The following is a 23,878-nucleotide window of genomic DNA, read 5'->3' as shown; positions in this document are numbered from 1 at the left end:
GGAGCGACATGGAAACGATTCGCCGCAGCATGCTGGCATGGTCAGTGGGTATCGCGTGCGCCGCTATGAGCGTGAATGCGCAGGTGGCCAAAAATCCGCGCTGTGTGATCACGGACAACCGGGTATGCCAGCTCCAGTTCGACCCGAATCAGGTCTACGAAATCACTGGTGTCTATGGTTATGCAACAACGATCGAGTTCGCGCCCGGGGAAAAGATCCTCAACAAGGCGATCGGCGATTCAATCGGCTGGCAGGTCCTGAAGTTTCGCAATCATCTTGTGCTCAAGCCGGTCGAGCCTGATGCAAGAACCAATCTGACGGTCACGACGAGCAACCACGTCTATTACTTCCGCCTGTCCAGTTCGAAGAATCCGGAGCGCGCGACCTATGCGGTGCGCTTCCTGTATCCGGCGGACGGAAACGATGGATGGAGCGACGATTCGGGCGGCGTCTCCGACGCATCGTATTCGCAGCCCCGCATGGTGAACAAGAATTATCAGGTGTCGGGTGACGAAAATTCGTTCGGTCTGCAGCGCGTGTTCGACGACGGGCAGTTTACTTACTTTCTGACCACGAGCGGCAAACCCAAGCCGAGCATTTACGTAGTGGACCGCGACGGTACCGAGGCGCTTGCGCCCATGCGCAGGGAAGGGCCGTACCTGGTGGTCGAGCAGATGGCTGACCGCTTCACCCTGCGCGATGGCGATCGCACCTTGTGCGTGATCCGGTCGCAACAGGGTACGGCGACGCAGGCGCAGCGCTCACCCTGGGGAGGCGGAAATTGAATACGCCTGGTAACCCGAATGATCTGCCTCATGAGGACGGGCAGCTAGGTGGCGGGGCGCGCGATGCAGGCGACAGCCTGAGCGAGCGCCGGCGCGCAGCGGATGCGCTGCGGCAGACGTCACTCGCGGCCGATCCGGCCCGCGGCCGGCGCCAGACCTTTTTCACGGTCGCCGGCGTGATTCTCTTCCTGCTGTGTGCCGGCGGGTTCTACGCGATGAAGCATGACGCGCCAGCGCCATCGAGCAGTTCCGACAAGCCGAAGATCGACGAAGACACGACGAAGGCCGCGCCGCTGGATGCTGGCCGGCAAAAACTTCCGGTGTCGATGGCGGCCGCTGCGTCGGCGCCGGCGGCAAGCTCGTCGGTTGATCCGGAAGAGGCGCGACGGGCTGCGGAGCGTCAACGTCAGGCGGCCGCAGCCGCCGAGCAGGCGCGAAGAAAAGCCGAGGCAATGCACGAGGCGCGGATGAAATCGGGCCTGTTTGGTTCCGACACGGGGGGCGATGGTCCGGACGATGCAGGTGGTGCTTCCGCTGATGCTCAGCAGGGTGAGGCAGGCCTGGGCCGTCATTCTGGCGGTGACGGTCCGAATGATCCGAATTCGGCTTTCGCGCGCAGTGTTGCGAACGCCGACGATTCGACTTTCAAGGCCCAAAAGATCGAGAACCTCCAATGCAAGATGGAGCCGGGGGCCATTCTTCAAGGCCACCTGCTGCCCCGCATCATCTCCGACCTGCCTGGCTCGATCACGATCATGCTGGATCGGGACGCCTACGGGGAGAAGGGCAGGATTGCGCTGCTGCCGTGGGGCACGCGCATTACAGGCAAACCGAACTCCTCCGTGCGCAAGGGGCAGGAACGAACCTTCATTGCAAGCGCCGTCGCCTTGCGTCCGGATGGCGTCAGGATCCATGTCGACTCACCGGTTGCCGATCAGCTCGGATCGGCGGGTATTGATGCGGACGTCGATAACCACGTTGGCCAGATCCTCGGCATGAGTGCGGCGCTGGCAATCCTTGGCGCGGGCGCATCGAATTATGGGGTGTCGTCCTCGGACCGCAATAACTCATCCGCGATGTACCGCGAGAACGTCCAGTCGTCGATGGCCCAGTCGTCGCAACAACTGCTGGGCGGCTACGTCAACATCCCGCCGACGCTCAAAAACGACCAGGGCACACGCGTGCGCATTCAGGTGGAGCACGAACTGGACTTCTCCGACTACTGCAAGCCGGACGGCGAGGAGGATTGATGGCCACAGATATCTCGCACATTCAACGCGAACTGCGCCGGCAGCTGGACGACGCGGTTGCCGATGCGTTTCAGGCACAGATATTCAGCGACTTCGCCCGGGATGGCGGAAGGTACCTGATGCTTGCGCAGGCAAAGCTTAAGGCCGTTGCCCGCCAGTGTTTCGATGCGCAGGTGTGCCTCGATCGTCCGTCCGTGCAGCAGGCCGGCGCGGTGGCTCGCGCCAAACGCATCCGGGGACACTGACATGTCGATTGTGCCGGCATTCTTCAACCGCACCGAATCCATCCGGCCGCTTTTCGACGACGCCGATGTTTCGGAGATCGCGGTGAATGGTCCAGGAATCGTGTGGGCCGGCCGCAAGGGCATGCGGTTCATGGAGCGAGTCGATACGCCAGTACTGACCGAAAGCACGTTGCGGGACTTTGCCGAGCTGGTCGCGCATTACTCGGACCAGGAGACGAACGCCCAGCGTCCGCTTCTCGCGGCCTCGATACCCTCGGAACTGACAGGGTCGGGTAATCGCGATTTCCGTATCCAGGTTGTTCAACCCCCAGCGGTGCCGGCGGGCACGATTGCGATTGCGATCCGCAAACCTTCGACACTCGATCTGGCGATGCAGTACTACGAGGAGAGCGGGGCCTTTGACCGGGTCAATGAACCGCTAGCAGACTCGGAAGACACCGACAGGAAACTGGCGGCGCTGTATCGGGATCGCGCGTGGCCGGCCTTCCTGCGACTCGCCATCAAGGCGAAAAAGAACATCGTTGTCAGCGCACCGACTTTTGCCGGCAAGACGGAGTTCATCAACATGCTTCTGAAAGAGATCTCGCCGGCTGAGCGGATCGTGACGATTGAAGACGCGCGCGAGCTGCGGCCGCCGCAGGCCAATACGGTGAACCTGCTGTATTCGCGGGGTAATCAGGGCACGGCGAATGTGACGCCAGTTGAACTGATGGAAGCGTCGTTGCGCCTGTCGCCTGATCGCGTGATTCCGGGCGAACTGCGTGGCGCTGAAGCATACGTCGCGCTCGAAATGCTGAATTCCGGTCACGGCGGCTGGATGACGACGCTGCACGCAACCAGCCCCGAGCACATGTTTGAACGACTCGCGCAGATGGTCATGCGCTTCGGCTCGACGTTGCAGCGTGCCGAGATTATCGACTATGCCCGCAGTCTTATCGACGTCGTGGTGCAGATGCATCGCTATGACGATGGGGTACGGGGAATCAGCAAGGTGCTCTATGTCGCCCATTAAATCTCTCGTCGCGCCTCTGGCGCTGGGTGTGATGCTGCTGTCCGCTCAAGCGTCACAAGCGGATATGCAGGTCGCTTCCCCATCTGTTGCCGCCTCGTTTGTCTCGCTGGCCCAGGAGTGCGCCCCTGACGTTCATCATGCGCTGTTGGGGCGCGTGGCGACAGTCGAGAGCAGCGGCAATCCGTTCGCGATCGGCGTCGTCGGTGGCCACCTTGCGCGACAGCCAAAGAACCTTCCGGAAGCGCTGGCCACCGTCAAGGCGCTCGACGCCGGCGGCTGGAATTACAGCATGGGACTGGTGCAGGTCAACGTACACAATCTGGCGCGTTACGGACAGACAGCAGAGAGCATTTTCGAGCGCTGCACGAACCTCAAGACCGGAGCCGCGATTCTTAAAGCGTGCTACGCCCGGGCGAAGCCGCAATTTGCGCAGGCTGATGACGCGGTACGCGCGACGCTCTCCTGTTATTACAGCGGCGATCTGACGCGGGGCGCCGCTTATGCCCAAAAGGTGGCGGCTGCCGTCCCGGCGTCCGCCGTGCAGGGCGCGCAGCCGATCGAGGTTGTTCCAGACGTTCGCCCTGCAGGTGAACCTGCACGACGCGCGGCGGCACGGCCGGAGCGCGCTGCAAAGTCTGCGGCCAAAGATGACTGGTTCACGACCTATGGGGACGACGACGAAGACGGTCAGCTCAATGGACAGATCAACGGCCAGGTGAGCGATACGCGTAAGGCAGTGCGGGCAACCGGAGCGGTTGATGATCAATAACCGGTATCGGACGCTCGCTGCGACCCTCGTGTTGGACGGCTATGCCGTCACTGCGGGCGTGGCGGCGTCGCAATGGTGGCATCATCAGACTGGGGCCGGGGCGCAGTTCGCGGCGCTCCTGGTGCCTATGTCTTTTTATCTGGTGGCCCGGCTGGTGCGGGAGAGCGGTGGCTGGGTCCTGCTGCCGCCCGTGCTTGTTTTGATGTGGTTGGGTGCGGTGGCCGCGTCGCCGTTCTGTTTGCCGGGTCTTGCCGTGCGCAACACGTGGATTGCCTGGCGATGCATGAGGGTCGGGCGCAAGGCGCTTAACTGGCAAGGGGGTGGGGTATGAAGATGAAAATCAGAGGTCAGCTGATGTTGCTCGTATCTACGCTCGCTTCAGGTAGTCACGCCAGTATGGCCCGTGCAGACGACGACTACGGATGCCGCATTGTGATCTGCCTGGGCAACCCGTCTTCTAACGGCGGGCCGTGGGCGCCGGCCACCTGCGGCCCGGCAATGGATCGCCTGATAGACGATCTCCGCCATGGTCGTGGCTGGCCGCAGTGTAAAGACTCGGACATGACCGTCCGTCAGAACAACACGCCCTACGATCCGTGCTCCGCTGGCACAACGGCCGCGGCGACCGGTGCCTGGGTGGTCGAAGGGCAACGCAAGGCGGGAGCCCATCCATACAGCGGCATGAGCGGTTTCGCTCTGATTGGAACGCCAAAGCCTTCCGTGGCGGATCTCAGCACCGGCTACGCGTATTACGGGCCGCAGGCCTGCGTGGGCGGCCAGGTCGGCGCATATCAGGTGTACGGCGATCCATCGGGCGATGCGTCAGCTGTGAGCTCGCGAAACGGGCGGGACGGCGGCGGATACGACGGCGATCCAGTCACCGTCACGGTGTATGACCACATCGTCTGGCAACAGCCGCAATCGTCCAATGCGATTGACGTGTATGAAGCCGGCCAGTTCCAGACGCGCATTCACTACTAAGGCAACTATGTCGGACGGTAATCTCATGCCGGGCTGGACACAGACCGGCCCTTACGAACTGGCTCACCTGAGCGGGTGGAACATCGTTGCGGCCGTCATCGGCGGCAAGCCCGGGCAGCTGCTGCGACGTGGCGACGAAGTGCGGGGGCCGTTTGCCAGCCGTGCAGCTGCAATGCGCGCTCACGCCCGCGACCCGCAGCGCGATGTGGTGCCACAACCTGACGATATTGGGCACGAAGAGTACGAAGCATGGTTGAACGACGAGGCGGTGCCGCGTGCCGGCCTGATTGACCGTATCCGGGAGCTGGAGTCGCAGGGCGACGATCAGCTGATGCTGCTCAGCGCGCTGCACCGCCGGGCCACGGAACTCGCCTTCTCCATTCGTGCGGCCGAATGTGGCGCGGTGACCGAGCCGGACTCTGATGTTTTCGAAACGGTTTTCCATGTGGTGTTCGAAATCGCCGAGCATGCCGCACGCCGCCTTGATGTCGCTGAGCGGATCGAGCGGCTCTTTGCCCATGTGTCACCGGACGCCGCCGCTGCGCTGGTGGCCATGCGCCGGTATGAGCTTCGCGATGAATGCGGATGGCCCGATGCGGCGCGGATCCATTACTTGCGCAACCTCGTGGCGCACGCGATGGAACCGGTTACGCCGTCGGGCTACCGTCGTGCCGATCTGGCGTACTGGGCGGGACTGATCGACATGTTTCCGGAGAGCGGGTTCGATATTCGCGATAGGGCGGAGCAGTACACCGTCGACGAAGGACATACCGCGTACGACGAGGGGTATGCATGCGCGCGAGCTGGCCTGGCGGCCGTCCACCAGCCGAATCCGTACCCACGCTATACCGTGCGGCACGTCCGATGGTGGAACGGTCACGAAGCCGGCTGGCTGGACTATCTGCGAGCCCTTGTTCCCGTTAAATTGTCCGTCGCAGCAACAAAAGATAAGGATAGCGAAATTGCGTAATAAAATCCGGTCGCTGTCGGGAACGTTGGCCCTGACTGCCCTGCTGTGGGCGGGGCAGGCAGGTGGCGCACGGGCAGCATGCGTGGCACCGGTCGAGCCGTCGATCGACGCTGGATTTTCTCCTGAGGGTTCCGCTGAGCGCCTGGTACTCGATGCCATCTGTTCGTCCCGACGGTCGATCCATCTCGCGGCGTACACCTTCACCTCGCCGGCGATCGTGCGGGCGTTGATTGCCGCGCGTGGGCGGGGCGTCGATGTGGCGGTGGTGGCCGACGAAAAAAGCAATCTCGTTGAAGACCGCAGCGGTAAAGGCCGTATCGCGCTCAACCTGCTGTCGGCGGCCGGTGTTCGTGTGCGCACGATTGAAGTGTATCCAATCCATCATCAAATTCATGGTGATCGACGGCGAATCGGTCGAGACGGGCAGTTTCAATTTCACGACGTCGGCCGCCAGATACAACAGCGAAAACGCCGTGGTGATGTGGCATGTGCTGGTGGTCGCGCAGGCGTACCAGCAACATTGGCAAAGCCGGTTTAACCAAGGGCGCCCCTGGTCCGGGCAGGCGTCGAACTGACGGAGGTTTTTATGTTTGAAGACACCGTACTGCGGTTTAGCGACAAGGAGCGTCAGCAACAGCTTGCCGAGCAGGAGCAGGCGCTTGCTCAGCGCCGTGCGATTATCGAGGCGCGCCAGAAGAATCTCGCATACCGGCAGGACTGGCTTAAAAGGGAGCCGCACGCTGTCGCGCAGGCGGTCGAGCGCGAGGACAAGCAACGCCTTAAAGATAAGCAGCTCGCGACCGATGCCAAGGCGCTCAAGACACGTTTCGGCCTGAAGGAAGGTGATCTGATCGACACGGCCGCGATGCGGGGCGCGCTCGAGCAGGCGTTAGCCGAAAAAGAAGTCGAGCAGGCACAACGGGCCGAGCAGATTACCGATCGGGCGTCGCTTCTGTCGGGTCTAAACAAGCTGGCGTTGATCGACGCGAAGAAGACCGCCGAGATCCTGCACGCGAACACGGATCTGAATGTGCAGCGTGAGTGGAGTCGGCAGGAAGTTGCCGACATGTTCGCGAAAGCGCAGGCGCGCGTCGACGACAAGGGTGCCACGCACACCTACCCCAAGACGCTCGATGGCTGGGCGAAATCGCTGGACGCCCGCAATCGTGAGTTGGAGCTTGCCGAGATCAAGCTCGATGCGCAGGAGCAGGCATTACGGGCGCAGGTGCGCCGTGCGATCGAGGGGTCGGAGAAGATCGCGGCGCCGCCCGTCGCGGAGCTCGTGCAAAAGGGCGCAGAACGCACGGTCGAGGTTGCGGCGGGCAAGGCTGTGGCAGCGGGCGCGAAAGAGAGCGTCAGTATTGATACGTCTTTGGAGACATTGAAAGATCCGGCCAGGTTTGCAGCGACTGTGGATACGGTCGCGAAGACCACGGGGGTTAGTGCTGAACAGGCCAAAGCCACCCTTGAAATGCTGCGTGAAACGAAAGAGGCCCACGCCGGCAGGGCGCCGGATGCGGTGGCATCTGACAAGGCCGCGATCGATGCCGCGCGCAATGCGTTCTTCGGGCGGGGCAGTGGGAAGAGCACGGCGCCGGTCGAGAAGGTAACAGAGAAGGCCGCAGCGAAGCCGGCGGCGCAAAAGTCCAATGTCGTCGAAATGGGAGCCGGCAAGCGAACGTTGTCAGCTTCGCCAGTTGAGAACAGCGCCCCGACACGGGAGGCAAGGAAGTCCGTCGACGGGATTGCGGGTTTCAACAAACTGGGTCGAAACAAGACTAAGGATGCCGCAGACAGGGGCTCTCCAGATGCCGCAAAGTCGGCTGACGCAGGGAAGACGCAGCAGGCGGAAGGCGCCAGCTTCGTGCGTGCAGAGACGGGGCCGCGCAAGAAATTTTCCGAGCTGAATGCGCACGAAAAGCTTGAGCGTCGCGCCGAGTTCTTTGGGAATCTGCGCGAGTCGGCCGGCTTTACGCGCGATGGCAAGCAGGCAGTCTCGGAGCGGGCCAGGGAGGCCGTCAGGCCGGGAAAGCAACGTGAAGGGCACGGACTCTGACCCATGCAAAAGCACGAAGTCGTGATGATGCAGTGGACAGGCGCGGTGCTCGCGCTCGTTCTTGGCATTTGCGTGTCCTTCACCCTGGCGGGGCATCCGCCGTTTCCGTTCCCGGCCGGGATCATCAATGGCTTCATGGAGGCCGAGCGTGATCCCTTGCTTTTCTGGGGCGCGGTACCGGGCGCAGCGCTTGCAGCGGGTGTCACATGGGCGTGCCACGAATACCTGTTCAGTGGTTTTGAGGGCTACCGCTATGCCAGGTTTATCCGTGGCACGAAGATGGAAAACCGGCACCAGCTGAGCAGGCGCATCGCACGGCATAACGACCAGTACCGTAAGCAGGCCGTGAAGCACGGCGATGCGCCACGCGCGCCGGTCGCCGTGTGTGGCGTCGAGATGCCGACGGATCTGGAAACGCAGAACCTGATTATCGTGGGCGCTCCCGGCACCGGAAAGAGTCAGGCGATCAATGGACTCGTCGCGTCCGCGCTGTGTCGCGATGACCGCATGGTGGTGGTCGATCCGAATGGTTCGCTCATGTCGCGTTTCTATCTGCCTGGCGATGTGGTGATCAACCCGTACGACGCCCGGTGCGTCGGCTGGTCGCTGTTCAACGAGGTCGATCACGGCTTCGACTTCGAACGCCTCGCGCATTCGGCCATTCCGCCTCAGAACGGGGATCAGGCCGAAGAGTGGGCAGGGTATGCGCGTGCGGTACTCGCGGACACGATGAACAAGCTTGACCAGGACGACATGCGCGACATGGCGACGCTCACCGATCTGCTGGTACGCGAGCAACGCCCGGTGTTGCAGAAGTATCTCGAAGACACGGATTCGGTAGGGTTCTTCGCAAAGGATGCAGACCGGGCGACGGCCAGCATCATCTTTACGCTGAACAGATACATCCGGCCGCTGCGGCGCATTCCCGATGGCGATTTCTCGATCCGGCGCTGGATGGGCGACGAGAACGGCGGGAACATCTGGATTACGTGGCGCGAGGATCAACGCACCGCGCTCGGTCCGACGATCCCGGTCTGGCTCGATCTGATTTACGCGATGATCCTGAGCGAAGCGCCGACGTTCAACCGGCGTCTGTGGGTGTACAAGGACGAACTGGCCTCGATCGGCCACCTTTACAGCTTCGAGCCGGCTGTGTCGAAGGGCCGCAAGCACGGTCTGTGCGTGGTGGGCGGTGTGCAGGATCTGGTGCAGATGGACATGCAGCTTGGCGAGCTGCCTGCGAAAGCGGTGCTGTCGTGCTTTCGCAGCCAGCTTGCAATGGGGGGCGCCAATGCCCTGACGACCAGGCGCATGGCCGAGATGATCGGTATGCACGAAGTGGAACGGCACCCTACCGGCGTGCAGGGACAGTGGCGTATCAACACGCGCGAGCGTCGCCGCGAGTCGGAGCATGTCGTCACGTCGTCGCAGATATCGAACTTGCCTGACCTGAATGGCTACCTGAAATACGGCAAGGATTGGCCGCTCGCAAAGATCAGGTTTGGTGTGCGTGACTATCCGGTGCGCGTGCCTGCCTACATCGAGGCGGCTCCGCGTGAGGTGCTTGCGTCAATCGCCGGGCCTGCACCTGTTAATCCAGCGCCTGCTCCGCAGGGCGACCTCGGGGCGACTGCAACCATCATCGGCGCGGTCCTCCCTTCAACGCAGGCGTAGCGACATAAGTAGAGGTAACGCCATGAGCGAGTTTCGATTCGACGACGTGATTGTTGCGGCTAATGCCGGCGACCTGCAGGCGTATCTCGCCGATGCGCACGGCGAGAAAGTCCGGCCGCTGTGCATGTGTACTCCCGGTGGCGTCCCGATGTATGTCGCAAAAGTCGGCGAACACCATGTGATCAAGCGCATGCCGAACACGGGGCGCGCACATGCACCGGACTGTGCGTCCTACGAGCCGCCGGCGGAACTCTCCGGACTGGGCGAGGTGAAAGGTGAGGCTATTCAGGAGAACATCGAGGACGGCATCACCACGCTCAGGCTCGATTTCAGCCTGTCGAAGACTGGGGGTAAAGCGGCGCCAGCACCTTCTGGCATGGCGGCCGACACGGTGCGCACAGACGGCGCAAAGCTGACGTTGCGCGGCACCTTGCACTACCTCTGGGAAGAAGCTGGCATGAATCGCTGGTATCCGGCGATGGAGGGCAAGCGCAGCTGGTACGTCGTGCGCAAATTCCTGCTGCAGGCAGCCGCTGGCAAGGTTTCCAGGGGGGAGCCGCTGGGGCGGTCACTGTATGTGCCGGAGTCGTTCTCGTTGGAGCATGCGGCGGGCATTACACAGCGCCGCATCGCTCACATGGCAGAGCTGGCCATCAACAGGAAAGCACGCAAACTGATGATCGCGATTGGGGAAGTGAAGGAAATAGCGGAGTCGCGCTATGGCTTCAAGATCGTCGCAAAACACCTTCCGGACTTTCCGTTCATGCTGAGTGAAGATCTGCATCGACGGCTGCAGAAGCGTTTTGCGAACGAACTGGCGCTGTGGGACAGCATCGAGGACTCGCACCTCGTGTTCATTGCAACCTTCGGGCTAAGCCCGACCGGCATTGCGACAATCGAGACGCTGGCCGTCATGGTCGTGTCGTCCAACTGGATTCCATTCGAGCATGCGTACGACAAGCTGATGCTCGATGCGCTCACGACGCACAGGCGCCGCTTCGTAAAGGGCCTTCGTTACAACCTGGCGGAAAACAAGCCGCTTGCGTGCGCGGTGCTGGCCGATGTGTTACCGAAGCCCGTTGCGCTGTATGTGCAGCCGCCCGGCGTAGAACAGGAAGACGAGGATGCGCTGTCGGTGCTGATTGATGAAAGCGACATGCCGTCGTGGATCTGGCGTGCGGGCGAGGAGATGCCGGAACTGCCGCCGTCGACGTTACGCCGCGGCGCGAAGCCATTGCGGCGTGCCGACAGAACACCGGATGAGATCAATGCGGCGGCGGTGGATGCGGCCGCTTCGTCAGGCACGCGGGAGTCTGCATGGTGAAGCGAGGCTTGCTTGTCCAGCGGCTCACCATGGTTGTTACAAATAAATGTCATGAGCCGCTTCGATTGGAAGATTTTTATTCTCTGTTCAGCAGGACTGCGTAGCGCACGACAAAACCGAACCTGCAAAAGAAAAACCCCCGCCTGGCAGCGAGGGTAGTTCTTGATGGCAGCCAGCACAGAAGTGCCAGAGACATCGAATTCAGCGAATTGAAATCGATTCTAGCAACTCTTCACTCTGTGTCAAGCGCCGTCCGTGGGCGTCCGATCGTAAAAAATGAGTGACTGCATGAATCGACGACTGGCTAAACGGGCCGGACGGCCCGTACCCGTTCCTTCCGCAACATCTGCGCCGCCCCGCCTGACAGGGGGATGCGGGCGAAAGCCGTTTCCTCTCCCGGTGTTCCTGATGCCACGTTAAGCACGCACCTGCTCCGGCATGTCGGGTCAGTTGCACGCGCGTCGCGTTGCGGCACTCCCTCCCGGGTGTCCGCCCGCCCCGAACCGGGGCGGGCGGACACCCGCGCGTACTGACCGAATTGATGCACCGGCTCGGGCGCTATCTCGATGCACCCGACGAGTGGTTGCCGAGCCTGAACCGCGCGAACGGCTCGGCGCGTCAGCAACGCACTGAACGCAGCGTCGCGTGCATACAGTTGCTGCGCGCGAGCCTCAAATACCTCGATCTGCTGACCATGCGCGTGGGTGTTCCGTCGACGGGCGGCGGCATGCAGAACCTGACGCTGCCGTTTCTGGCCGGGCAGGCCGGACTTGACCAGCGGCGCGCGGAGCGTGCAATGCGCGACCTGCAGAAGGCCGGGTTGACCTCGGTGCGCCCGCGCTGCGAGCGCGGCGATGATGGTAACTACAGGGGATTGGCTGCGATCAAGTATGTCCCGCCGGCGCTCTTCGGCGCATTTGGCCTCGCAAAATGGCTGCGGCATGAACGTAGCAAGGCGGCGCTGCGTCAGCAGAGGCGGGCGGCCGCCGACGTCAAGCAGCGCTGGCGGGATGCACGTGACGAACGTGAGCGCGCCCGTGGCCAGCTCTGGCTGGCAGGCTTGAAAAACGGTGTAGCGGAACGTGTGGACCGCTCACGCTCCGGCCGGACCGGGACCTCCTGCGGGAAGGTCGTCGATGCTAAAGCCGAGTTCGAGCGGCAGATCCAGATCCGCGCCGGCCAGATCAAACAGGCCAATCCTTCCTTGGACCACGAAACCTGTTTCAGGCTCGCGCGACAGCAGCTCGCGCCTCCGCGCCGCTAGCCTTCTTCTTCTCCCGCATGTCCAGCCTATCGCGCCCTGCGAGGCACAGGCTCGTCCGGATTTTGCTGGTCAGCGTCCGCCGTGCGCCCCCTAGACCGTTTTCGGCGGATTCGCGCACACATGGCACCGGCTGAAAGGCAATTTCGCAACTCGCCCGCAGAGTTATCCACAGTTGAGGCAATGCACTATCAAGTAAGTGTCGGGAAACCCACGATTTAACTGTCGGTTCTTAATCACCGTCTCTTTTCACTACCGACCGGTGAAAAAACGCCTGCCCTCCGGACCTGCGGTCCTTCGCCCCGACGCTGCGCGTCGGCCTGCGCGTGCTGCGCACGCTTTTATCCAGTCCTCAGAGAGGAAGGATGAACCTCAAACCGTTCGCCAGGGCTGCTACGGGGCAGGCACTAAGGGCTACGCCGGCCTGAAGGCCGCCAAATCCCTAAGTGCGCGATAAAAGATTTACGCGCGTGCCTGCGGCACACCCGTAAATCAACGCGCTCGCGTGCTCGCCTGATTGCCCTGCGAACGTTATTGCTCACCAGGGCTTCAGGAAGTCTGCAGAAAAGGCAATAATCCGCCATCACCAGAATAACAAGCGATATTGAATATTTTTATGCCGAAAAAGGAAATAAAAAATCTCACACCTGATTACGCACGGGCTGTAAAACAACGCCATTCCGCGGCAGCGAACGGGCAATAGCCCAAAATATAGGGCTGCGCTCCGATGAATTGGTTCATTCAGTGTTTTCCGATTATCCCGATAATCGGATTAACCACCGATTTCTGGCCCGCGGCGTCCGCGCGTGGTCGTACGCTCACGTGCTGGCTTATTTCGCTCAACCGGCTGGCCGGCCGCTTCACGAAGCTGGAGCTTGAACTCGTTGCGCCGAACCTGACGTTCTTCTGGCGTCAGGTCGGCGAAACGCCGGGATGTGGTGGTTGGCGACGACGCCGCTTGCCGGTGTCCGTCGCCAACCGCGGCAATGCCGGCGCGCTGCGCTCTGGCCTGCGCTACTTCGTTCACAAGCGCCGCGGCCCGCGCGGCGCCGCTGAGCTCGACGAGCGCGCGCCAGGCACGATCATCCCGCTCGACCACGTACCGGATCTCGCGACGCATTGACGGATCGAGCCTGTCCAGTTCCGCACCCGCCCGCTTCAGTGAGGCACGATCCTTCGCCGGCACCGGCTTGCCAGCCCGGTTTGCGGCGGCCGCAGCGGCGAGTGCATCGGCATACTGCCCGACGGAACGATCGAGGGTTTTTTCCGCCCGTTGCGGTCGCGGCGCATTGGAGAATTCGACGCGGCGCTGGTTTAACGTGTGCCGGTAGCCCAGTTCGGGACGGCGATCGCGCTCCGGCCGCAGTTCGTGCTGCGCACTGAACGATTTTTCGTCCGCACGCGACAGGCTGCGCATCAGCGCCGCTCCATCCGCGAACTCGTCCCGCCCGGCCGCCACAACCAGATTTTCCTTGTGCCGGGTCATCGCGACATAGGCCAGCTCGGCGTGCATGCTCTTCGTGGCCAGCACATACGCGCGATCGACCGTCACCCCCTGACTTTTGTGGACCGTGAGCGCGTAACCGTGATCGAAATGGCCGTACTGCGCCGTATCGACCGCGAGTCGCCGGCCGTCATCGAGGCGCACTTGCAGCACGACCGAAGGAAGTCCCTGTGGGACGGCGCCCGTCGTTTTCCCGTCCGCCGGCGCGTCGATCCGCTCGACGGTCGCCAGTGTTCCGTTCTTCACCTGCATCACGTATTCGTTCTGCAGGAACATGATCCGCTCGCCGGCGGCGATCGCGATGTGATGGTCTTCGGCCCGCACGGTCTGTCCGGCGCCCAGCTCGCCGGCGGCCCGCCGCAATTCGCGCACGCGTGCATTCAGCGCGCAGCGCTCCTCGTTGGTATGCGTCAGCAGCAGCTGGGTCTTGCCGGGGTCTGTCCGGCGATCATCCTGCCATTGCGCGATCAGCTGCTCGCGCGCGTCGGCAACAGTCGAATACAGTTGCACGCAGCCGTGCTCCGCATACGCGGACACGGCCGTTTGCACATCGTGCCGGGCCAGCGCGGACGTTGCTTCGCGCTGCCAGGCCTCGTCCTGCCGCTTGATCTCCGTCAGGCTTTCGAGCCGATTTGCGGCGGCCGCGTCGCGCGACACGGCGCGGAAAGCATCGCCGGCGTCGACCGCATGCAGTTGCCACGCGTCGCCCACCAGGCGCACGCGCGCCCCGGCTGCCTGCGCGTGGCCAAGCAGTTTTTCCATCTGACGCGAACCGACCATGCCGGCTTCGTCGATCACCAGAACCGTTTTCGCATCCGGCGTGATCGTGCCGCGCTCGATGCCCGACAGCAGGCTATGCAGCGTCCGGCTTGCGATGCCGGCGTGGCGCTGCATGTCGTCGGCCGTCTTGCCCTGCAGGGCTGCACCGAGCACGCGTAGGCCGTCCGCCTCGAGCGCTTCGCGTGCTGCCGCGAGCACATAGCTCTTGCCGGTGCCGGCCGCGCCGTTCACGACGACGAGCTGTGCGCCACCAGCCAGCGCGACGAAAGCCGCATCCTGCCCGGCGTTGAAGTCGCGTGTCGCGCGGAGGTTCTCGCGCACCGCCGCGTCGCCCGTTGCAGCGTCGCCGGCGCGACTCATGGAACGCGCACGCTCGACCAGCCGGACCTCGATCGCGCGCAGATCCGCCGACGTGAACCACTCGCCCTGGCGGCCGGAATCCTTGAGCGCGAGCAGCTCTTTCGAATTCATCAGCCGCGCGTTAACCTGCCGGAACTGCTCGGCACCATCGGTATTGCGAAACACGAACTGCTCGACGTCGCGTCGCGAGAAGATGGACTGATTGATCGTCAGCGCGGCGACACCGATCGCCGGATTGATGAGCAGCCGCTGGCCATTGCGGTATGCGCGCTGGCGGTTCTCTTCCAGCACACTGGCCATCACACCACGCTCGCCGGCGTAGCGCGCGACACCCACTTTCACGGACGGCTCCAGTTCGATACCCAGAGTCCGGTAACTGCGATGGTCGATGCGGGCTTCGATGCCTGCCCGTGCCATGAAGTGATTGGCCGTGACAGCCCATTCTTCACGCACGTCGCGAACAAACTGCCGGCTGCTCAGATAGCGATCCTTTCCGGCACCGCCTTTTTCAGGTTCCTGCGCATTCCAGCGTCTGAAGTATTGCGCCGGATCACGCGCGATGCCGTCGTTCACGCGTTCGGTGAACATGATGTGCGCATGCGGCTGTTCCAGTCCATCGCTGGCCGCCGGATTGTGGATCGCCCAGGTGTAGGCGTGCCGCTCGCCGAGTGTGTGTTCAACGAACTCGCGCACGAGTGCGACGCGCTGTTCATCGTCCAGTTCTCGCGGAATCGAAACCTCGATCTCCGTGTACGGGCGACCGTTTGCCCGCTCGTAGGTGTCCGCTGCCTGCCAGAAAATGCTGGCATCGTGCGCGGCCCACGCCGGCATGTTGCCGCTCTCGGTCATCTTCAGATCGCCGCGTTCCTCGAACTTGCCACCGCGGGAAATGTAGGCGTAGTGATCCTCACGCGCAATGTACCTGGCGTGTTCGCGTGCAGCGGCTTTCCGGCCTGCTTTGACGCTCAGATGATACGTGGGCACGGCGGTCTGCCTTTCGTCTTATCATCAGCTGTTTCCATGCTAGCATGGAAACGCGGAAGCGCGCTTTGACTCGCTTTGCTCGCCAGGTACGACTGGGTGGCGCCTCCTTGCTGGCTCGCTTTTGCGGTTTTCATAATCCGGAATGGCTTGGCAGAAAGGGGCCGATGGTCAGCCTGCGCTGTCGCTCGACGCAACGTAAATTTCATCCAGGAGAAAACTGATGGCAAAGGCCGAATGGCTCACGGAACACGTCCAGTACATCAAGGGTTTGAAGTCGCCCACCGCCACTCAAGCGCTGCTGGTGGAACTGGCCGCGATTCCGGCTCCGACCGCGCAGGAGTCCCGCCAGCTGGACAAGCTGGTGAGATTGGAAAAGATCAACCAGAAGGCCGACGCGATGAAAGCCGAAGCGGCCCGCATGCTGAGCGCTCGGCGCGAGGATCAGCGAAAGGCCCGCACGCGCGAACTGATCGAACTCGGCGGCATCGTCACGATGGTCGATTTTCCGGTGGATCGCGGCACGCTGACCGGTGCGTTGCTATGGGCGCTTGATCAATTCAGGACGGACGACGATTTGCAGCGGACACTCAAAAACCGTGGTGACGCCTTCATTGCCGAGCGCGAAAATGAGAAGAAGATCGAAACGCAGGGCAGCGCGGAGGTAGCGGCTAAAACGGCTGCGGCGGAGAAAGTCCCCGCGTAGTGTGCGGGTGCCCAGCCGGATCGCCCCTGCGCTGTGCTCCGGGTCGGCGCTCTCCCCGCACCTGCGGCGCGGGTCCCAGTGCGCCTCGATCCGGGCGCGACGGCGCGCGCGATAGTGCAGTGGGCCGCATGGCTTCGGGCTTGCAGAAAAGGAAACAGCGCGTCGTGGGGAACGACGCGCCGAAGGCATAAAAAGGAATGCTGGAAAATGAGCCGGGTATCGATCAGCGCCCCGGTACAGCTTTGTCCGGGGCGTGGCGCTCGGCTCGCTTAGGCGGCTTCTTCCTCGTCATCCCATACGACGGGCGTTTCCCGGCTCACCAGCACCTCGGGCAACCAGCGGGCATCGGCCAGCAACCGTTCCGCCGTCTCTGCCGCTGCGTCTTTCTTCAATTTCTCCAGCGGTGCCGCCGCTTCGGGAGAGAGCGCTTGCGCTACCACGTCAACAATACGTGCTTTCGAAACGTGGTTCAGATAGCTCGTTCGCGTCGGCGTCCAGTACTGCGTCATATCGACGTTCAGCAGATTCATCAGCACGTTCACCGGGTGTGCGTCATCCGATTCGCTTACACCGTTGACGGTCGCGGCCACGCAGAAGGCGAACAGGTTGCTCAGCACGTCTTCGCTCTGCGTCATGAGCCAGGGCAGCACGTCACTGAAACGCTTCGGCAGCAGCGCGCCCCACTTTTCGCGCTCGGCCGAAATCTCTTTCCACGCCGCGCTGACTTCCATGTCATCCGCTGTCTGCAACAGGCGGTTGTGTGAGCATGTGGCCCGCACGTCGGCAGCATGCTGGTCGTAGACGCAGACATAGCGGTCATCGAACACAACCGGGATCAGGCGGTGCATCAGTATCGCAAGTGCGGCCACCGGGTTCCGTGCAAGTTCGATCTGGACGGCGGCGGTGCGGTGTGCGGCGTGGTTCAAAAAGCGCGATTTTTGCGTTACACAGACGAGCGGAAGCAGCCTGCGTAAGAAAGCAGGAATAATAAGGATTGCGGTTCAAATGGAGGCCGGCGACGACCTGCCGATATCAGGTTCGCTGAGGCTGGAGTGGGCCGAATCCGAGCAGCGTCAGCCAGTGATCGTGAGGCTTGCGGCTCATCAGTTCCCTCGGGCTCTTTCCAGTTCGCTCAGGGCATCGGCTGCGGGCAAAGCGGCGATGGTTGAAGACAAACTGCAGCAGACCAAGCCAGGCCCGCCCGCCCTTCAGATGACGCCGGTTGGTCAGGTAGACGCGCAGTCGCGAGTTGAGATTTTCGACCAGCGAGCTGCTGCGTGGTGTGCTATGCAGCGCCCCGGATACGGCGGCGTAGACGCCGTGAAACGGGCGGCCGATGCGGGCTAGCAGGCGATTCCACCCTTGCCAGAACGCACTCGACGTTTCGGACTTGCGATGCAGCATGCAGACCTCGCGCACGAGATGGCGCGCCACGTTGTGCGTTCGTGCAATGGCGTCGAGTTTTGTGTCGAGCAGGCCCGCGAAAGCGAGCAGGCCGTCGCGCTGGTTCTGAAGGGCACGCCGGTATGCCCCTGTACGTGACAGGTCCCGTGCTTCACGTTGCTGCAGTTCGGCAACCACGAAATCGAACAGCCGTTGACGCGTCGCGAGGTCCGGCCCAGCCAGTGACAGGATGTCACGTTCGAGCCACTGAACCAGGGTGCGCAGGTCGGCAGCCAGCTCGTGCGCATGGGCTTCATTGCGCCGAAGCGTTTCCAGCGCGGCTTCGAGGAGGCTATCCTCACCACGTCGACGGGGATTGGCCAGACGCGCTTCGAGCTGCTCGCGCCCGGTGCGAGCGCCACTGGCGACACGATGCCAGAGCGTCGCTAGTGATTTACCCTGCTGGATGATGTGGAATACGTCGCCGTGACACGGCGTATCGGGCCAGGCCATTTTTTGCCCGGCACGCAGACCGGTTCCCGCATCGGCGATCGTGTGCTCAGGATCGAGGCCCTGTGCCTGCAGATCCAGCAGATGGATGGCCCAGGTGTCGCCGTCGCGATGGGCTTCGGGGGCGAGCAGATAGCAATAGGTCGAGGCGACATCGATACCGGCGAGCACGGGTTGGGAACCCTGAAAGAGTTCGTCGTGCAGACCGACCCGGATGGGTGAGAGATCGATACCGGCGTTGATGGCGATGGCCTGCTTTGCGGCCCGCTGAAGAACGGTGTGAATCGTGCCCAGGCTGGTCGAGACGCCGAGCAGGTCGTGCATGAGTTCAAGGGTACTGCGAAACGAAACGTGGCCCACCATCGTGAGCGCCACGATGACCTGATCGAGCCATTGGCGGGTGACCGGCAGCATGAAAAGCACCTGATCTGCGTCGGCTGCCCGCGTGGTATCAAAGGCTTCATCCAGCGCTACACTGGCCGTGCCGATCTGTCGGTAGACCGTCGGGCGGCTCACGCCGTTACGCTCAGCCAGCACACTGATGGGTTCGGTGCGCGTGAGGGCCTGAAGTGCAATCGCTTTGCGTTTGTCGTCGCTCAGTCTGCCGACGCCAGATCGGGTGTTTTGAGTCATGGATGCCGCAGAGGAAAAATGGGGGCACCATTATCGCCTGGCACTCAAGGTGCCTCCCAATGTGTAACGCAGCTTTGAACCTCGCCCGAAGAACCATGTCTTGAGCACAAGCCCGGACTCATGCATGAGCACCGGACCGGCTCCGAAGTCGAGCTGCGCTGCGTCCGCCGGGGCGAACTCCAGGATCGTCGTCGCTCTCGCGCCGCGCTCGGCCTTCAGGTGCAGCAGGAAGCGCCGCACTGCAGAATAGCTGCCCGTATAGCCGTGATTGCGCTGAAGCGCGTTGAAGATCGTCGTGCCCTGCACGTCGGCGTCATACCAGCCGCGCACCAGATCGCGAAACGGTTCAATCGTGGAGACGCAGCTACGCGGCAGCTTCGGATTGCGTCCGAAGATCGCTGCCAGTTCGGCGTCGTCCGGCAAGGGCCGACCGGGATCGAGCCAGCCCCGAGCGAGCGCGAGCTGCCTGACGGTCTTCAGCTTCCCACGCCCCATCAGGCGCGCGCTGGCAATGTCGCGGTCGGAATCACCCTGACGCATGCGCGCCAGTACCTGTCGATACTCAAACACTTCGAACCTCCTTCGACTCATCGGCCCTCCGGGCAAAAAGCCTGAAGGTACCGGGTTGCGGAAATTCAAAATGCGTTTCGGGCTGGCACCCGACAGAACACTGAGCCTGCTACGTGGCTCGATTACGCCGATCCTGCGGTGGCTCCAATACGCCGATCATCGAGTGGCCCGATTGCGGCGATCATCCGGTGGCTCGATTACGCCGATCCCGGAATGGCTCGAATATGCCGGTCAGTGACAGCGTCTACGCCGCCGTATCCGGGGCGCTGCATAGCACACCACGCAGCAGCTCGCTGGTCGAAAATCTCAACTCGCGACTGCGCGTCTACCTGACCAACCGGCGTCATCTGAAGGGCGGGCGGGCCTGGCTTGGTCTGCTGCAGTTTGTCTTCAACCATCGCCGCTTTGCCCGCAGCCGATGCCCTGAGCGAACTGGAAAGAGCCCGAGGGAACTGATGAGCCGCAAGCCTCACGATCACTGGCTGACGCTGCTCGGATTCGGCCCACTCCAGCCTCAGCGAACCTGATATCGGCAGGTCGTCGCCGGCCTCCATTTGAACCGCAATCCTTACTATTCCTGCTTTCTTACGCAGGCTGCTTCCGCTCGTCTGTGTAACGCAAAAATCGCGCTTTTTGAACCTCGCCCGATTTTCTTTTGTTCATCGTGACATCTTACGTGACTACCTCGCCAACGTGACAGTGCCCTTACGTGACTACCTCGTGACAGTGCCTGATTGACGCGCGCAACAGGTTGTTAATCAGCATTGCCTTGACTTCACGCTTACGCGAAAACGCACCTCACTTCGCGTAAGGCGCAGGCCGGGTCGCGCGGGCCGATAAGCTGTGGTTCGGATTCGGTTGATCAGGAGGAAGATAAAGTGGGCCGCAATTGGTGGAACCCATCGAGGTTCATGCGGGACTCCGCGGAGCTTCGCGAACAGCAGGTACGGCAGGAGCAGACCCCCTCCAACTCTCGGTCAGGGTCGCCAGCGCACGGATCCGCGCAGCTGGCGGGAGTGATGCAGGGCTTGAATGACTTGCAGCTTGAGCGGGGAAGCTGGACAGCCGAACCGGTCGTCTACCACATCTCTTATGCAAAAAAAACAGTTATTTACAATCAGGAAGACAAGGAATTCGTTGCAAACTTTCTTGCCTTTCTGAAGCGCCAAGGGCAAACGAATGATGGGGCTATTGCGGAGTATGCTGACGCGCTGGCAAGATTGAGTCACGCATGCCCCGGTTTCTCGGGCCGACTTGACGCCCCCCAACTTGACGAGGTAGCCCTGCGTATCGACCCGAGAGGATTGGTACATGGCGCCTTGGTACGAGCGCGTCAATTTCGAGCCGATGCTCCACACCATGAAGATCAGGCTATTATTGATTGGGTTGCAAATTCCCACGAGTCTTATTGTGCATCTGCCGTTCGCAAGTTTAGCGCGTGGCTGAGATGCAATGACTTGCCGCCAATCAGTGGGCGCATAGCCGCGTTGGATAACGACATGGGTAGGTACCTTGCTGACGCGCGCTCGAAGAAGAGGGCGAGGCTGGAGAGAGGAATCCGCGCACTGCGGAATGCGATCAAATCGCCAGATTTATACGAAGAAGATAACGCACTTGCGAGCACCTTTGGGGACCGGGCGCCCGCGTACGAGTATACGGAGAGGACGACTGCCGTATACAAAACTGCCATTCGGGCGTTCAGTAGATGGCTAAGAAAGAACAACCTGCCGCCAATTAACGGGCGCTTGGGGCCCGACAAAATTGATGGGTTGCGCGAGGATCTCGAGCGGTGCCGCGCGGAGGAAGCCAAGTCGATGCAACTTTCCAAACAGGCAATTGGTGCACTAGAGCGCATGGGTCTCGGATGGGGGAAATCCGCTCAGCATGCAGGAAGCGCGCACCCCTTCTCGAATGCGTCATCGCATTCGTGGCCCGATTGGGACGAAGGAGGTCCGTCATCAACAAACCAGCCGTATGGCCATGAAGGTTTCGGCAATGCTCCCGAATCCGACTTTTTTAAGGGCCTTCCCTGGGAGCAGCCGCAGACGCCAGGCTGGGGAGCCGGAGTGTGGGAGGCGTACAACCGCCTCCAGGAGTCCGGTTCCACCTATGCCGGTCTTTCGTCGCTCCGCTACGCGGGACCTTATGGCAACCGCGAGTTCGATCCGAATACCCCGCAGTCGGTCGTCGGACCCGCGCAACCGTCTGGCTGGGGAGCAGGGGTGGAGGAGGCGTACAACCGCCCCCAGGAGTCCAGTTCCACCTATGCCGGTCTTTCGTCGCTCGTCTACGGGGTGGCTTACGGCAACCGCGAGTTCGATCCGGATACCCCGCAGTCGGTCGTCGGACCCTCGCACGTAGCAGATCCGGAAATTGTCGAGGTGGATAACTATCCGTCTCCCCAGGCTCCCATCAGCGGCGTCGCCCAGAGACTGGCGGAGGAAGACTCCTGGTTGCACGACATCGACTTCTACCATTATAGCCAGGTGCTTGCCCAGGAACTGCACGGACAACACAATGCGCACCTGCTCGGCTTTATCGACCCGCAGCAGGTCCGTCTGCTGACCGAGGGGACTCCGCGGCAGCAAGAGGCGGTTCGGGAGCGTATTGCTGGCCCGCAGATTCTGTTCCTGCCCGTGAACGTGGGCGACCTCCACTGGTCACTGCTCGTGGTGAACCGGGGGACAAGGCAGGCCTTCCACTACGATTCGGCGGTGCCACCGCAGCACGCCCATCGCGCCACCAATACACCCCAATTCCAGCAGGCAGCGCGGGTGGCTACGGCCCTGGGAGTCGGGACACCCATGGGCATGCCCACCGCGCTGCAGCCGGACAACAATACCTGTGGCGACCATGTGCTGTACGGAATGGAGACGCTGGCGCGCAGGGTCATCAGTGAGGAGGTATTCCGGCACCCGGGCATGGATCTGAGCACTATCGAGCCGGACCGGCAACATGTCATCAATGTATTGACGCAGGCCGAGCGATTCAGGGCTGAAATCGCGCAGCCGCGACAGGTGCCTGGCGGCAGCGACCTGCCGGCACCTGGCGCTTACCCGGATCTCAGCTATCACGTTGGCGGCAACTGGCAACACGGCAATCAGCGCGCCTCGCCCTTGGTCATGAATATAATGGAGAACCACGGGTTGATGCCAAGCCCTTACGTGCCCCAGACATACATGCTTATTCACGGTCAGCGCTATATGGCCACCTTGCACGGAAACGAGGTCTGGCTCACCCAGACCTTGAACCTCGGCTGAGCAACAACTGGCGGTGGTTGAAAAGGTTCTGATGGGCTTTGTCACGTTAGAGAGGAGAGAAGGCAATGCTGGCAGGGGCGATCAGTCGCTCAAAAAGCGATAGACGGATTTTGGGTGAGTTCGGTGAAGCGATGCCACGCAGCAAATCGCAAGGCGAGTTGTTGGCGATAGCGTGAAGCCCGTAGCCGATGTCGCTTGAGGGCAAAGTGCTGTCGGATCGGGCCGAAGTTCGACAGGAAAGCTTGAGTGCGCTCGGGCAGGCGGAAGCCCCGCATACGCCGTTCGCGTTCCCGGGTTGGCTGATGACTATTCTCGGCGCGGTTGTTGACGCGGGCGCTGGCTTTGACGAACACATGCTTGACGTTCGCCAGTTCGGGGATGTCGGCCTTGGCTGCCGGGTAGCTGCGAAGCTGATCGGTGACAATCCTTCGTGGCGCGTCGGCACAGGCGGCCAGCACGCGGTTGAAGAAGCGCTTTGCTGCGGCCTTGTCGCGATGTTTCTGCAGCAGGATGTCGAGTCCGGCGCCGTGCTGGTCGACTGCCCGCCAGAGCAGATAAGGCTCACCGCGCAACGTAACGAAGACTTCGTCCAGATGCCATGTGCGCCCAGGCTTGCGGCGAGCAGCTTTGACGCGATGGGCGAAGCCCGCGCCGAATTTGTCGCACCAGCGGCGGATCGTCTCGTAACGGACAACGACACCGCGCTCGAACAGCAGTTCTTCAATGTCACGCGGTTCTGTTGCAGTAAGGGTGTCGGGACGAGAGATGTCGATATGATAAGTATTGCTTATAACACAAGGGAGTAAAACTGCTGGGAAGCAGACGACGGGTCTTTGCCCGCACATTTCATCTGTCCTTTCCTGA

At 62.0% G+C, this 23,878-nt stretch carries 21 protein-coding genes and 1 pseudogene; 16 read left to right on the top strand and 6 right to left on the bottom strand.

Annotated features, from left to right (window positions below; genetic code table 11):
* Positions 1–8 precede the first annotated feature (8 nt).
* Positions 9–785, top strand: a complete 777-nt coding sequence (locus tag QFZ94_RS00510; RefSeq protein ID WP_429455201.1) for a TrbG/VirB9 family P-type conjugative transfer protein — start codon at positions 9–11, stop codon at positions 783–785.
* On the top strand, positions 782–2,035 hold the full coding sequence (locus tag QFZ94_RS00505) for a TrbI/VirB10 family protein (RefSeq protein ID WP_429455200.1): 1,254 nt from the start codon (positions 782–784) through the stop codon (positions 2,033–2,035). Before QFZ94_RS00510 ends, QFZ94_RS00505 begins: the two co-directional genes overlap by 4 nt.
* Here QFZ94_RS00505 and QFZ94_RS00500 read toward each other — a convergent pair.
* Positions 2,005–2,307, bottom strand: a complete 303-nt coding sequence (locus QFZ94_RS00500; protein ID WP_429455198.1) for a hypothetical protein — start codon at positions 2,305–2,307, stop codon at positions 2,005–2,007. The two genes, QFZ94_RS00505 and QFZ94_RS00500, sit on opposite strands and share 31 nt — an antisense overlap.
* Here QFZ94_RS00500 and virB11 point away from each other — a divergent pair.
* The 11 genes and pseudogenes from virB11 to QFZ94_RS00445 all read left to right on the top strand — a co-directional run bounded on the left by virB11 (position 2,282) and on the right by QFZ94_RS00445 (position 12,330).
* Entirely contained in the window at positions 2,282–3,292 is a 1,011-nt protein-coding gene (gene virB11 / locus QFZ94_RS00495) for a P-type DNA transfer ATPase VirB11 (RefSeq protein WP_429455196.1), read from the top strand. The genes QFZ94_RS00500 and virB11 overlap by 26 nt on opposite strands.
* The gene (locus tag QFZ94_RS00490; RefSeq protein ID WP_429455194.1) at positions 3,279–4,061 is read left to right on the top strand and encodes a lytic transglycosylase domain-containing protein; all 783 of its coding nucleotides are present in this window, start codon (positions 3,279–3,281) and stop codon (positions 4,059–4,061) included. Before virB11 ends, QFZ94_RS00490 begins: the two co-directional genes overlap by 14 nt.
* On the top strand, positions 4,051–4,392 hold the full coding sequence (locus QFZ94_RS00485; protein WP_429455192.1) for a hypothetical protein: 342 nt from the start codon (positions 4,051–4,053) through the stop codon (positions 4,390–4,392). Before QFZ94_RS00490 ends, QFZ94_RS00485 begins: the two co-directional genes overlap by 11 nt.
* Entirely contained in the window at positions 4,389–5,042 is a 654-nt protein-coding gene (locus tag QFZ94_RS00480) for a hypothetical protein (RefSeq protein ID WP_429455191.1), read from the top strand. The genes QFZ94_RS00485 and QFZ94_RS00480 overlap by 4 nt, the downstream gene beginning before the upstream one ends.
* Before the next feature lie 7 nt (positions 5,043–5,049).
* On the top strand, positions 5,050–6,012 hold the full coding sequence (locus QFZ94_RS00475; protein WP_429455190.1) for a hypothetical protein: 963 nt from the start codon (positions 5,050–5,052) through the stop codon (positions 6,010–6,012).
* 82 nt (positions 6,013–6,094) lie between these two features.
* Positions 6,095–6,337: pseudogene (locus QFZ94_RS00470) on the top strand (phospholipase D-like domain-containing protein); the annotation flags it as partial.
* Positions 6,267–6,587 (top strand): phospholipase D-like domain-containing protein, encoded by a 321-nt coding sequence (locus QFZ94_RS00465; protein WP_429455430.1) that lies wholly within the window; start codon positions 6,267–6,269, stop codon positions 6,585–6,587. The pseudogene QFZ94_RS00470 and the gene QFZ94_RS00465, both read left to right, overlap by 71 nt.
* A gap of 11 nt (positions 6,588–6,598) precedes the next feature.
* A complete protein-coding gene (locus QFZ94_RS00460) occupies positions 6,599–8,068 on the top strand; it encodes a hypothetical protein (RefSeq protein ID WP_429455188.1) in 1,470 nt (489 codons plus the stop codon).
* Between the two features lie 3 nt (positions 8,069–8,071).
* Positions 8,072–9,742: a type IV secretion system DNA-binding domain-containing protein gene (locus QFZ94_RS00455; RefSeq protein WP_429455187.1), complete on the top strand. Its 1,671-nt coding sequence runs from the start codon at positions 8,072–8,074 to the stop codon at positions 9,740–9,742.
* Complete coding sequence (locus QFZ94_RS00450; protein WP_429455185.1) at positions 9,633–11,066, top strand: DUF1173 domain-containing protein; 1,434 nt, start codon at positions 9,633–9,635, stop codon at positions 11,064–11,066. The genes QFZ94_RS00455 and QFZ94_RS00450 overlap by 110 nt, the downstream gene beginning before the upstream one ends.
* 541 nt (positions 11,067–11,607) lie before the next feature.
* Positions 11,608–12,330 carry a hypothetical protein gene (locus QFZ94_RS00445; protein ID WP_429455429.1) on the top strand — a complete coding sequence of 241 codons (723 nt, stop codon included), beginning with the start codon at positions 11,608–11,610 and terminating at the stop codon, positions 12,328–12,330.
* Positions 12,331–13,099: 769 nt separating this feature from the next.
* Here the strand turns inward: QFZ94_RS00445 and QFZ94_RS00440 are convergent.
* Positions 13,100–15,955 (bottom strand): AAA family ATPase, encoded by a 2,856-nt coding sequence (locus QFZ94_RS00440; RefSeq protein WP_429455183.1) that lies wholly within the window; start codon positions 15,953–15,955, stop codon positions 13,100–13,102.
* Between the two features lie 220 nt (positions 15,956–16,175).
* Between QFZ94_RS00440 and QFZ94_RS00435 the strand changes: the two genes are divergently transcribed.
* Positions 16,176–16,658, top strand: coding sequence for a conjugal transfer protein TraD (locus tag QFZ94_RS00435; RefSeq protein ID WP_429455182.1), 483 nt, complete (start codon positions 16,176–16,178; stop codon positions 16,656–16,658).
* A gap of 269 nt (positions 16,659–16,927) precedes the next feature.
* Here QFZ94_RS00435 and QFZ94_RS00430 read toward each other — a convergent pair whose 3' ends face one another.
* The 3 genes from QFZ94_RS00430 to QFZ94_RS00420 form a co-directional block, all read right to left on the bottom strand.
* A complete protein-coding gene (locus QFZ94_RS00430; protein ID WP_429455181.1) occupies positions 16,928–17,584 on the bottom strand; it encodes a hypothetical protein in 657 nt (218 codons plus the stop codon).
* A 106-nt stretch (positions 17,585–17,690) separates the two neighbouring features.
* The gene (locus tag QFZ94_RS00425; protein ID WP_429455144.1) at positions 17,691–19,184 is read right to left on the bottom strand and encodes a hypothetical protein; all 1,494 of its coding nucleotides are present in this window, start codon (positions 19,182–19,184) and stop codon (positions 17,691–17,693) included.
* A 30-nt stretch (positions 19,185–19,214) separates the two neighbouring features.
* Positions 19,215–19,823, bottom strand: a complete 609-nt coding sequence (locus tag QFZ94_RS00420; protein ID WP_429455180.1) for a hypothetical protein — start codon at positions 19,821–19,823, stop codon at positions 19,215–19,217.
* 155 nt (positions 19,824–19,978) lie between these two features.
* Here QFZ94_RS00420 and QFZ94_RS00415 point away from each other — a divergent pair, with 155 nt between their 5' ends.
* On the top strand, positions 19,979–20,281 hold the full coding sequence (locus tag QFZ94_RS00415; protein WP_429455178.1) for a hypothetical protein: 303 nt from the start codon (positions 19,979–19,981) through the stop codon (positions 20,279–20,281).
* 492 nt (positions 20,282–20,773) lie between these two features.
* Positions 20,774–23,014, top strand: a complete 2,241-nt coding sequence (locus QFZ94_RS00410; RefSeq protein ID WP_429455176.1) for a Ulp1 family isopeptidase — start codon at positions 20,774–20,776, stop codon at positions 23,012–23,014.
* Positions 23,015–23,103: 89 nt separating this feature from the next.
* Here QFZ94_RS00410 and QFZ94_RS00405 read toward each other — a convergent pair whose 3' ends face one another.
* Complete coding sequence (locus tag QFZ94_RS00405; RefSeq protein WP_429455174.1) at positions 23,104–23,859, bottom strand: IS6 family transposase; 756 nt, start codon at positions 23,857–23,859, stop codon at positions 23,104–23,106.
* Positions 23,860–23,878: the final 19 nt, after the last annotated feature.

Origin of the sequence: Paraburkholderia sp. JPY465 (assembly GCF_050436725.1) — a bacterium.
Lineage (GTDB): Bacteria > Pseudomonadota > Gammaproteobacteria > Burkholderiales > Burkholderiaceae > Paraburkholderia > Paraburkholderia youngii.
This window is presented reverse-complemented; position numbering and strand designations above follow the sequence as displayed.

Coding starts and splice junctions, on each gene's coding strand:
- virB11 (WP_429455196.1), top strand. CDS start 2,282: ATGTCGATTGTGCCGGCATTCTTCAACCGCACCGAATCCATCCGGCCG.
- QFZ94_RS00410 (WP_429455176.1), top strand. CDS start 20,774: ATGCAGGGCTTGAATGACTTGCAGCTTGAGCGGGGAAGCTGGACAGCC.
- QFZ94_RS00485 (WP_429455192.1), top strand. CDS start 4,051: ATGATCAATAACCGGTATCGGACGCTCGCTGCGACCCTCGTGTTGGAC.
- QFZ94_RS00460 (WP_429455188.1), top strand. CDS start 6,599: ATGTTTGAAGACACCGTACTGCGGTTTAGCGACAAGGAGCGTCAGCAA.
- QFZ94_RS00445 (WP_429455429.1), top strand. CDS start 11,608: ATGCACCGGCTCGGGCGCTATCTCGATGCACCCGACGAGTGGTTGCCG.
- QFZ94_RS00435 (WP_429455182.1), top strand. CDS start 16,176: ATGGCAAAGGCCGAATGGCTCACGGAACACGTCCAGTACATCAAGGGT.
- QFZ94_RS00465 (WP_429455430.1), top strand. CDS start 6,267: ATGTGGCGGTGGTGGCCGACGAAAAAAGCAATCTCGTTGAAGACCGCA.
- QFZ94_RS00510 (WP_429455201.1), top strand. CDS start 9: ATGGAAACGATTCGCCGCAGCATGCTGGCATGGTCAGTGGGTATCGCG.
- QFZ94_RS00415 (WP_429455178.1), top strand. CDS start 19,979: ATGCCGGTCAGTGACAGCGTCTACGCCGCCGTATCCGGGGCGCTGCAT.
- QFZ94_RS00405 (WP_429455174.1), bottom strand. CDS start 23,859: ATGTGCGGGCAAAGACCCGTCGTCTGCTTCCCAGCAGTTTTACTCCCT.
- QFZ94_RS00490 (WP_429455194.1), top strand. CDS start 3,279: ATGTCGCCCATTAAATCTCTCGTCGCGCCTCTGGCGCTGGGTGTGATG.
- QFZ94_RS00425 (WP_429455144.1), bottom strand. CDS start 19,184: ATGACTCAAAACACCCGATCTGGCGTCGGCAGACTGAGCGACGACAAA.
- QFZ94_RS00455 (WP_429455187.1), top strand. CDS start 8,072: ATGCAAAAGCACGAAGTCGTGATGATGCAGTGGACAGGCGCGGTGCTC.
- QFZ94_RS00475 (WP_429455190.1), top strand. CDS start 5,050: ATGTCGGACGGTAATCTCATGCCGGGCTGGACACAGACCGGCCCTTAC.
- QFZ94_RS00480 (WP_429455191.1), top strand. CDS start 4,389: ATGAAGATGAAAATCAGAGGTCAGCTGATGTTGCTCGTATCTACGCTC.